Origin of the sequence: Nocardioides psychrotolerans, from assembly GCF_943371775.1 — a bacterium.
In the GTDB taxonomy this organism is placed as follows: domain Bacteria; phylum Actinomycetota; class Actinomycetes; order Propionibacteriales; family Nocardioidaceae; genus Nocardioides; species Nocardioides psychrotolerans_A.
The window spans coordinates 42,985-52,656 of record NZ_CALRWD010000024.1; the positions used below are offsets into that span (position 1 = coordinate 42,985).

At 70.3% G+C, this 9,672-nt stretch carries 11 protein-coding genes; all 11 read left to right on the forward strand.

The genetic code is table 11. From position 1 onward, the window contains the following. Positions 1 to 5 precede the first annotated feature (5 nt). The 11 genes from AAG827_RS09265 (at position 6) to rplQ (ending at position 9,628) form a co-directional block, all read left to right on the forward strand. Positions 6 to 974 carry a MoxR family ATPase gene (locus tag AAG827_RS09265; protein ID WP_341925637.1) on the forward strand — a complete coding sequence of 323 codons (969 nt, stop codon included), beginning with the start codon at positions 6 to 8 and terminating at the stop codon, positions 972 to 974. 43 nt (positions 975 to 1,017) lie between these two features. Further along, the gene (locus AAG827_RS09270) at positions 1,018 to 2,181 is read left to right on the forward strand and encodes a DUF58 domain-containing protein (RefSeq protein ID WP_341925638.1); all 1,164 of its coding nucleotides are present in this window, start codon (positions 1,018 to 1,020) and stop codon (positions 2,179 to 2,181) included. Continuing rightward, complete coding sequence (locus AAG827_RS09275; RefSeq protein ID WP_341925639.1) at positions 2,178 to 4,430, forward strand: transglutaminase-like domain-containing protein; 2,253 nt, start codon at positions 2,178 to 2,180, stop codon at positions 4,428 to 4,430. Before AAG827_RS09270 ends, AAG827_RS09275 begins: the two co-directional genes overlap by 4 nt. Positions 4,431 to 4,470: 40 nt before the next feature. Then, the gene (locus AAG827_RS09280) at positions 4,471 to 5,517 is read left to right on the forward strand and encodes an LLM class flavin-dependent oxidoreductase (RefSeq protein ID WP_341925640.1); all 1,047 of its coding nucleotides are present in this window, start codon (positions 4,471 to 4,473) and stop codon (positions 5,515 to 5,517) included. A 257-nt stretch (positions 5,518 to 5,774) separates the two neighbouring features. Next, a complete protein-coding gene (infA, locus tag AAG827_RS09285; protein ID WP_026145687.1) occupies positions 5,775 to 5,996 on the forward strand; it encodes a translation initiation factor IF-1 in 222 nt (73 codons plus the stop codon). Between the two features lie 29 nt (positions 5,997 to 6,025). Further along, the gene (gene rpmJ, locus AAG827_RS09290; RefSeq protein WP_091025735.1) at positions 6,026 to 6,139 is read left to right on the forward strand and encodes a 50S ribosomal protein L36; all 114 of its coding nucleotides are present in this window, start codon (positions 6,026 to 6,028) and stop codon (positions 6,137 to 6,139) included. 193 nt (positions 6,140 to 6,332) lie between these two features. Further along, positions 6,333 to 6,707, forward strand: a complete 375-nt coding sequence (gene rpsM, locus AAG827_RS09295; protein ID WP_091109673.1) for a 30S ribosomal protein S13 — start codon at positions 6,333 to 6,335, stop codon at positions 6,705 to 6,707. A gap of 64 nt (positions 6,708 to 6,771) precedes the next feature. After that, positions 6,772 to 7,176 carry a 30S ribosomal protein S11 gene (gene rpsK / locus AAG827_RS09300; RefSeq protein ID WP_091025736.1) on the forward strand — a complete coding sequence of 135 codons (405 nt, stop codon included), beginning with the start codon at positions 6,772 to 6,774 and terminating at the stop codon, positions 7,174 to 7,176. A gap of 26 nt (positions 7,177 to 7,202) precedes the next feature. After that, positions 7,203 to 7,811 (forward strand): 30S ribosomal protein S4, encoded by a 609-nt coding sequence (gene rpsD, locus AAG827_RS09305; protein WP_341925642.1) that lies wholly within the window; start codon positions 7,203 to 7,205, stop codon positions 7,809 to 7,811. Between the two features lie 126 nt (positions 7,812 to 7,937). Beyond that, positions 7,938 to 8,954, forward strand: coding sequence for a DNA-directed RNA polymerase subunit alpha (locus tag AAG827_RS09310; RefSeq protein ID WP_341925644.1), 1,017 nt, complete (start codon positions 7,938 to 7,940; stop codon positions 8,952 to 8,954). Between the two features lie 101 nt (positions 8,955 to 9,055). Further along, on the forward strand, positions 9,056 to 9,628 hold the full coding sequence (rplQ, locus tag AAG827_RS09315; RefSeq protein ID WP_341925645.1) for a 50S ribosomal protein L17: 573 nt from the start codon (positions 9,056 to 9,058) through the stop codon (positions 9,626 to 9,628). Positions 9,629 to 9,672: the final 44 nt, after the last annotated feature.

Below are 9,672 nucleotides of genomic sequence, written 5' to 3' on the forward strand. Positions count from 1 at the left end.
CCTCTGTGACCATCTCCCACGACCAGGCCGCCTGGTTCAAGCAGACCTTCGACCAGCTCACCGACAACATGGAGAAGGCCGTCCTCGGCAAGCGCCACGTGGTCCGGCTCGCGCTGACCTGTCTGCTCTCGGAGGGCCACCTGCTGCTCGAGGACTTCCCCGGGACCGGCAAGACGATGCTCGCCCGGGCGCTGGCCAACACCGTGCAGGGCAGCCACGCCCGCATCCAGTTCACCCCCGACCTGCTGCCCTCCGACGTCACCGGGGTCACCGTCTACGACCAGCACAAGGGCACCTTCGAGTTCCACCCCGGACCGATCTTCCACACCATCGTGCTGGCCGACGAGATCAACCGTGCCTCGCCCAAGACGCAGTCGGCGCTGCTCGAGGTCATGGAGGAGGGCCGGGTCACCGTCGACGGTCGGCCCCACGAGGTCGGGCGCCCCTTCATGGTCATCGCCACGCAGAACCCCATCGAGCAGGCCGGCACCTACCGCCTGCCCGAGGCCCAGCTCGACCGCTTCCTGATGAAGAGCTCCGTCGGCTACCCCGACAAGGCCGCCACCATCGAGCTCCTCGTCAACGCCAAGGTGCGCGACCGGGCCGCGCTCGTGACCCCCGTCATCACGTCGGCCACGATCGCCCAGATGAGCGGCCTGGCCGACGAGGTCTACGTCGACCCGGCGGTCATCGGCTACGTCGCCGAGATCGCCGAGGAGTCGCGACGCCAGCCCCACGTGAAGCTCGGGCTCTCCGCACGCGGTTGCCTGGCCTTCATCCGGGTGGCCAAGACCTGGGCGGCCGCCGACGGGCGCGACCACGTCGTGCCCGACGACATCAAGGACCTCGCGGTCCCGGTGCTCTGCCACCGGCTGCTCCTCGACGCCGAGGCCCAGTTCAGCGGGGTCTCGATCGACACCGTCATCTCCCGTCTCCTCGACTCCGTCGCCCCGCCGACCGACCGGGTGGCGTGAGCGTCGGATGAGGCTCAGGCAGCGGTGGCACGGGGTCCGGGGGGTGGTCAAGCCCCTCGGGTGGCTGGTCCTCGCCCTCGGGGTGCTCGCCCTCGCTGCGGCGGCCACCGCCGGGTGGCGGGAGCTCACGGTCCTCGGCGTCGCGTGCCTGCTGCTGCTCGCGGTGTCCCTGCCGTTCCTGGTCGGGCGCACCCGCGTGCGCGTCGACCTGGTGCTCGAGCCGTCGCGGGTCGCGGCCGGGATGACGGTGACGGCCGGCATCGACGTCACCAACCTCGCGACCGGGCGGATGCTGCCCACGGTCTTCGACCTGCCGGTCGGCGACGCCGTCCACCGCTACGGCATCCCGGCCCTGGCCCCCGGCGCCACCCACCAGGAGACCTTCACCGTCCGCACCGAGCGACGCGGCGTCATCGGCGTCGGCCCGGCGACCACCCGCCGCGGTGACCCGCTCGGCCTGGTCTCGCGCGACACCGAGTGGACCGACCTCCAGGAGATCCTGGTCCGCCCGGCGATGGTCCCGCTCGACGCCCTGGGCGCCGGCCTCCTGCGCGACCTCGAGGGCGTCGAGACCGAGTCGATCTCGCAGAGCGACCTGGCCTTCCACACGCTGCGCGAGTACGTCGCCGGCGACGACCTGCGCCACGTCCACTGGCGCTCCTCGGCCAAGGCGATGGCCTCGGGCGGCGAGAGCCAGCTCCTCGTGCGGCAGTACCTCGACACCCGTCGCAGCCATGCCACGATCGTCGTCGACGACCAGCCCGCCAGCTATGCGGGCGGGGAGCGCGGTGTCGACGAGTTCGAGACCGCGATGTCGGCGACCGCCTCGATCATCGTGCGCGCGGTGCTCGACGACTTCGAGGCGTCGTTCGTCTGCGGCCACCACGCGTCCTCGGGCGTCGACGGCCACCTCGCCCTCGACGCCGTCTGCCGTGCGGTCACGGGCCGCGTCGGGCTGATCCCCGCCGCGCGCAAGGCCGCCGACATCGCCCACGACACCAGCCTGCTCTTCCTCGTCACCGGTGGCGCGGCGCCCTTCGAGGACGTCCTGCGCGCCTCGGCCGCTTTCCCGCCCGAGGTCCGCCGCATCGCGATCGTCGTCGACGGCTCCGCCGCCGCCACGGTGACCGAGACCGGCGGCCTGACGGTGCTGCGCGTCGGGGCGCTGGAGGACCTGCCCGGTCTGCTGCACTGGAGTGCCCGATGAGCCGCCTCACGCCCACCCGGGCACACGTCCTCGACGCCGTCCTGCTGACCGCCGCCTGCGCCGTCGCGCTGGCCGGGCTGACGACGACCTTCACCGGGATCGGCTTCCTCGTGGTGGGACTCGTCGGAGTCCTCCTCGGCGCCACCATCGCCCACATCACCTCCAGCCTGGGCTGGCCGGCCGTGTCGGCGGTGGTGCTGGCCATCGTCGTCTTCGTGCTCGTGGGCGGGCCGCTCGCGTTGCGCTCGCCCCCCGGGCCGGGCACGGTCGCCGAGCTCGGCGACCAGGTCCTCTTCGGGTGGAAGGACCTGCTGACCACGCTGCCGCCGGTCGACGGCGACGGCCCGTTGCTGGTCCTGCCCTGGCTGCTGGGCCTGGTCGCCGGCCTGCTCGGCACGCTGACGGCCCGGCTCCGGTCGGGGCCGGCGTGGCTGCGCGCGTTGCTGCCCGTCCTGGCACCCACCGTGCTGCTGGTCGCGGTCATCCTGCTCGGCGTACGACGTCCGTCGTCGCTGTGGCTCCAGGGCGTCGTGCTCGCGGTGCTCGCCCTGGGCTGGCTCGTCGTGCGCATGCAGCACAGCTCGGGTCCGGTCCGTGGCGGTGCCGGTCGCACCCGCCGGGTGCTCGTCGGCGCGGCGATGCTCGGCGTGGCCGGCGCCGCGGCGCTGCCGGTCACGACCTGGGTCGCGGGCGCCGACGACGAGCGGGTGGTCCTGCGCACCTATGTCGAGCCGCCCTTCGACATCGGTCAGTACCCCTCGCCGCTCTCCTCCTTCCGTCGCTACGTCGCGATGCCCGAGCCCGACGCCGTCAACCTGCACGACGTCACGCTGATGACCGTCGACGGGGCGCCCGAGGGGTCCCGGGTCCGGATCGCCACGCTCGACGACTACGACGGCGTCGTGTGGGGCGCCGCCGAGGACACCGTCCCGGGCAGCACCCTCGACACCTTCCAGCGGGTCTCCTCCACGATCGACAACCCGGTCGACGGCGAGCGCGTGGACGTCACGGTGACCCTGGGGGAGGGCTACTCCGGGGTGTGGCTGCCCACCGTCGGGTCGCTGCAGTCGATGCACTTCGACGAGGGCTCCTCCGAGGACGCCGTCGAGGAGCAGGCGGAGTCCTTCCGCTACAACCTCGCCACCTCGACCGGGGTCGTCCCGGCCGGTCTGGCGCCCGGCGACGTCTACCACTTCTCGGCCGTCCGTCCCGTCGAGGAGGTCACCGAGACCTCGGCACCCAGCGGCGACCTCACCGACGCAGCGCTGGCGGCGGGCTTCCTCGACACCCAGGCCGTGCAGTGGACCGCCGGTGCCTCGGAGCCGATGGAGCGGGTCTTCGCGGCCGCCGAGCACCTCAAGAGCGAGGGCAAGTACTCCGACGGCGTCCTGGAGAGCGAGAAGATCTACCACGCCGGCCACCACGTGCGGCGGCTGTCGGAGGAGTTCGTCAACGCTCCGATCATGGTCGGCAACGACGAGCAGTACGCCGCCGTGATGGCGCTGGTCGCCAACAAGATCGGTGTGCCCGCCCGGGTCGTGCTCGGAGCCGTCGTCCCCGACGACGGGGTCGTCGAGGGCAAGGACGTCCACGCCTGGGTCGAGCTGCGCGTCGCCGACGGCTCCTGGCGGGTGCTGCCGACCGAGGCGTTCATGGACACCGATCGTCCGGCCGAGCAGCCGCCGATCGCCGAGCAGGAGATGAGGGGCACCGTCGTGCCGCCGCCCGCGCCGATCCCGCCGCCGTCGACGCTCGCCGAGCAGAACGATGCCGAGCTCAACGCACGCAAGGGTGACCGCGTCGACGAGGCCGGCAGCGGTTTCCCCGCGTGGCTGCGCGTCGTGCTCCTCTACGTCGCGCTCCCGTTGCTGGTCGTCGTCCTGGTGCTCTCGTCGGTCGTGCTGGTCAAGGCGCTGCGCCGGCGCCGACGTCGCTCGGCCGAGCGGGTCACCTCGCGCATCGTCGGCGGCTGGCGCGAGCTGGTCGACCACGCCCGCGACCTGGGCCAGCCGGTCCCGGTGGGGGCGGGCTGGACGCGACGCGAGCAGTCCTTCCGCGTCTCGTCCGCTCAGGCGCCTGGCCTCGCCGCGCTCGCCGACCGCCACGTCTTCGGCCCCAGCCAGCCGCCCGAGGACGTCGCGTCGTCGTACTGGCAGGAGGTCGACGCCGAGCGCCGCCGGATGTCCCAGGGCGTCACGCGTCGCCGACGTGTCCGTGCCGCGCTGAGCCTGCGCACCTTCCGTCGCTGAGAGCCGGAATGCCGCACGCCGCCCGGGCGTTGAGCCGGTGATGTCCTCCACCGCGCCCGCCCTGTCCGTCCTCGACCTCGTCCCGGTCCGCAGCGACCAGTCGACCAGCGACGCGCTCGGCGCGATGCTGGACCTGGCGCGGGCCGCCGACGACCTCGGCTACCGCCGCTTCTGGGTCGCCGAGCACCACAACATGGCCGCCATCGCGTCGACCAACCCGCCGGTGCTGATCGCGATGATCGCCGCCGCGACCCAGCGGCTCCGGGTCGGCTCCGGCGGCGTCATGCTGCCCAACCACGCGCCGCTCGTCGTCGCGGAGCAGTTCGCGCTGCTCGAGGCGGCCTACCCCGACCGCATCGACCTCGGCATCGGCCGCGCTCCGGGCACCGACCCGGTGACCAGCTGGGCGCTGCGCCACGGCGCGGGCGGCGTCAGCGACGAGGCCGTCAACCGCTTCCCGGAGTACGTCGACAACGTGCTGGCCATGATGGAGCCGTCCGGGGTCGGCCTGGCGCTCCAGGGCCGCCAGCACCTGCTGAAGGCGACCCCCGAGGCGCGCTCGGTGCCCCGGATCTGGCTGCTCGGCTCCTCGGACTACTCGGCGCGGCTGGCCGCCGAGAAGGGCATGCCCTACGTCTTCGCGCACCACTTCTCCGGGCAGGGCGCCGCCGAGGCGCTCGACCTCTACCGCTCACACTTCCGCCCCTCGCCGGAGCTGGCCGAGCCCCGGACCTTCCTGACCGTCAACGCCGCTGTGGCCGAGACGACCGAGGAGGCCGAGCGGCTCGCGCTGCCCCAGCTGCTGCAGATGGTCGCGCTGCGCACCGGGCAGCCGCTGACCGCCCAGCTCACCGTGGAGGAGGCGCTCGCCGCGGAGGTGCCCGACGCGCACCGGGGACTGATCGACGCGATGCGCACCCGGTGGGTCATCGGCGACGCCGAGCAGGGGCGCGCGCAGCTCGCCGACCTCGCGGCGTCGTACGGCGTCGACGAGGTGATGGTCAACCCGGTGGCCGGCGCGACGGCGGGCACGGCGACGGATGCGTCCCCCGCTCGCGTCGACACGCTGCGGCTCCTCGCTGCTTGAGCGTCCGGGGGAGGGCCGATACCCTGCCCGATTCGTGTTTCGCAGCCGCTTCCTCGTAAACTGGCGTGTCGGCCCAACGTGGGTCTGTTCCGTGGTGCCTCGCGGCTGCCCGGATCACCTCTGACCGTCTCCTCGGAGCAGGTCAGGTGTGTCCGGAAAGAGGCGCTCCTGAGCGGCCTTACGAGGTCCACCGGTCACCTGGCCGGAGGTTCCCGGGCCACCGGTAGACACACCCGTTCCAACAGATTGTGGAGGACATGCCGAAGAAAGAAGGCGTGATCGAGCTCGAGGGCACCATCACGGAAGCCCTGCCCAATGCGATGTTCCGTGTGGAGCTGAGCAACGGACACAAGGTGCTCGCCCACATCAGCGGCAAGATGCGCCAGCACTACATCCGGATCCTCCCCGAGGACCGCGTGGTGGTGGAGCTCTCGCCCTACGACCTCACGCGAGGTCGCATCGTCTACCGCTACAAGTAAGCAGCCGACTAGCCAGAAAGGGTCGACTCATGAAGGTCAACCCGAGCGTCAAGAAGATCTGTGACAAGTGCAAGACGATCCGTCGTCACGGCGTGGTCATGGTCATCTGCGAGAACCCGCGTCACAAGCAGCGCCAGGGCTGAGTCCCTGCCTGCGACGCACTGCACCACAACTGAACACCACTCATCGTGATCGCTAGGTCTGGGTCTCTCACGAGCACAGGCTGAAACCACCTCCGGAGCAGAAGGCCGGAGCCTGGTCACCACCAGGACGCGTCACGCACGAAACCTCTGTGAACCACCGAAGAGCAACCGCTCTTCAAGAAAGGGCCATGACATGGCACGCCTCGTTGGTGTGGACCTCCCGCGCGACAAGCGCATCGAGATCGCACTCACCTACATCTACGGCATCGGCCGTACCCGCTCGCAGCAGCTGCTGGCCGCAACCGGGGTCAACCCCGACCTGCGCGTCCACCAGCTGGGCGACGAAGAGCTGGTCAAGCTCCGCGACGAGATCGAAGCCAACTTCAAGATCGAGGGTGACCTCCGTCGCGAGGTCCAGGCAGACATCCGCCGCAAGATCGAGATCGGCAGCTACCAGGGTCGCCGCCACCGCCAGGGCCTCCCGGTCCGCGGTCAGCGCACCAAGACCAACGCTCGCACCCGCAAGGGTCCGAAGCGCACGGTTGCCGGCAAGAAGAAGGCCAAGTGACCGTTCGCGTTCGCGCGACGCACTGCCTTCCTAACTCACAGACCAGCTAACACAGGAGAACCGTATGCCTCCCAAGGCACGCGCGGCCGGCGCCAAGAAGGTCCGCCGCAAGGAGAAGAAGAACATCGCTCAGGGCGAAGCCCACATCAAGAGCACGTTCAACAACACCATCGTCACCATCACCGACCCCACCGGGGCGGTCATCTCGTGGGCCTCCGCCGGCACCGTCGGCTTCAAGGGCTCGCGCAAGTCCACGCCCTACGCCGCGCAGATGGCTGCGGAGGCCGCCGGCCGTCGCGCCATGGACCACGGCATGAAGAAGATCGACGTCTTCGTCAAGGGCCCCGGCTCCGGTCGCGAGACCGCGATCCGTTCGCTCGGTGCGATCGGCCTCGAGGTCGGCACCATCCAGGACGTCACCCCCACCCCCCACAACGGATGCCGCCCGCCCAAGCGCCGGCGCGTCTGACCCGAGACAGAACAGGAGACTGACCCATGGCTCGTTACACCGGACCCATGACCCGGAAGTCGCGCCGTCTCGGTGTCGACCTCGTCGGCGGAGACGCAGCGTTCGAGAAGCGTCCCTACCCTCCCGGCCAGCACGGCCGAGCGCGCATCAAGGAGGGCGAGTACCGCTCCCAGCTGCAGGAGAAGCAGAAGGCCCGCTTCACCTACGGCGTGATGGAGAAGCAGTTCCTCAACTACTACAAGGAGGCCTCGCGTCGCACCGGCAAGACCGGTGACAACCTCCTGCAGCTGCTCGAGTGCCGTCTCGACAACGTGGTCTACCGCGCCGGCTTCGCCCGCACGCGTCGCCACGCCCGTCAGCTCGTCAACCACGGCCACTTCCTGGTCAACGGCAAGAAGGTCGACATCCCGTCCTTCCAGGTCTCGGCCTACGACGTGATCGACGTGCGCGAGAAGTCCCTCGAGATGACCCCGTTCATCGTGGCGCGCGAGACCTTCGGCGAGCGGATCGTCCCGGCGTGGCTCGAGGCCCTGCCCAACCGCATGCGTGTCCTGGTCCACCAGGTCCCCGTGCGTGCGCAGATCGACATGCCGATCCAGGAGCAGCTGATCGTCGAGTTCTACTCCAAGAAGTAACCGGTCGGGGGGCCTCCGTCCCCCGACCACCCCCCACCGGGGGCCTCGGCCCCCGGTGGACCTTCCTTTTCACCGTCGTAGTTCGGATCCGTCAAATAGCGGGTGGGTCCGGAAAGGAAAGAATCAGTGCTCATCGCACAGCGTCCCTCACTGTCGGAAGAGACCGTTGACGAGTTCCGCTCGCGGTTCGTCATCGAGCCCCTCGAGCCCGGCTTCGGCTACACGCTCGGCAACTCGCTCCGCCGCACCCTCCTGTCGTCGATCCCGGGCGCCTCGGTCACGAGCATCAAGGTGGACACCGTCCTCCACGAGTTCTCGACCATCGAGGGCGTGAAGGAAGACGTCACCGAGATCATCCTCAACCTCAAGGGCCTGGTCGTCTCCTCGGAGCACGACGAGCCCGTCACCATGTACCTCCGCAAGTCCGGCGCCGGCGCCGTGACCGCTGCCGACATCGCGCCCCCGGCCGGTGTCGAGGTGCACAACCCCGAGCTCAAGATCGCCACGCTGTCCGACAAGGGCAAGCTGGAGATGGAGCTCGTCGTGGAGCGTGGCCGCGGCTACGTCTCCGCCGTCCAGAACAAGGGCGCCGACAACGAGATCGGCCGCATGCCGGTCGACTCGATCTACAGCCCCGTGCTGAAGGTGACCTACAAGGTCGAGGCCACCCGTGTCGAGCAGCGCACCGACTTCGACAAGCTCGTCATCGACGTCGAGACCAAGCCGTCCATCCTGCCCCGCGACGCCATCGCGTCGGCCGGCAAGACGCTGGTCGAGCTCTTCGGCCTCGCCCGTGAGCTCAACGTCGAGGCCGAGGGCATCGACATCGGCCCGTCGCCCGTCGACGAGCAGCTGGCCGCCGACCTCGCCCTCCCGGTCGAGGACCTGCAGCTGACGGTCCGGTCCTACAACTGCCTCAAGCGCGAGGGCATCCACACCGTGGGTGAGCTCATCTCGCGCTCGGAGCAGGACCTGCTCGACATCCGCAACTTCGGTGCGAAGTCGATCGACGAGGTCAAGGCCAAGCTCGTCGAGATGGGTCTCTCCCTCAAGGACAGCGCCCCCGGCTTCGACCCCGCCACGGCGCTCGCCGCCTACGGCGAAGAGGACGACGACGCCTACGTCGAGGACGAGCAGTACTGAGCACCTCCCGCTGACCCGTCGCTGCCGCGGCGGGTCGGCGGTCCCGCACCACATCCCTCTATCCCGGTACCTGACACGGCCGGGGAGAATCGAGAGAAGACATGCCCAAGCCCACGAAGGGTCCCCGCCTCGGCGGTAGCCCGGCCCACCAGCGCCTGATCCTGGCCAACCTGGCCACCCAGCTCTTCGAGCACGGTCGCATCACCACGACCGAGGCCAAGGCCCGCGCCCTGCGCCCCCACGCCGAGAAGCTGATCACCAAGGCCAAGAAGGGCGACCTGCACAACCGTCGCATGGTCCTCAAGACCATCCGCGACAAGGGCGTCGTGCACGTGCTCTTCACCGAGATCGCCCCCACCTTCGCGGAGCGTCCCGGCGGCTACACCCGCATCACCAAGATCGGTCCCCGCAAGGGCGACAACGCGCCCATGGCCGTCATCGAGCTCGTGACCGAGGCCTACGCACCGAAGGCCCCGTCCTCGAAGAAGACCACCGCTGCTGCCGCCCCGGCCGCCCCCGTCGAGAAGGCTCCCGCCGAGGAGACCGCCACCGACGAGGTCACCGAGGCCGAGGCGACCGACACCCTCGAGACCGAGGGTGGCGCCGTGGACGAGGCCCCCGCTGACACCGAGGAGCCGGCCGAGGCCGCTTCCGAGGACGACGCCAAGGCCTGATCCGCCCGCTCGACCCGCTCCAGCGACGACCCGCCCGAGATCCT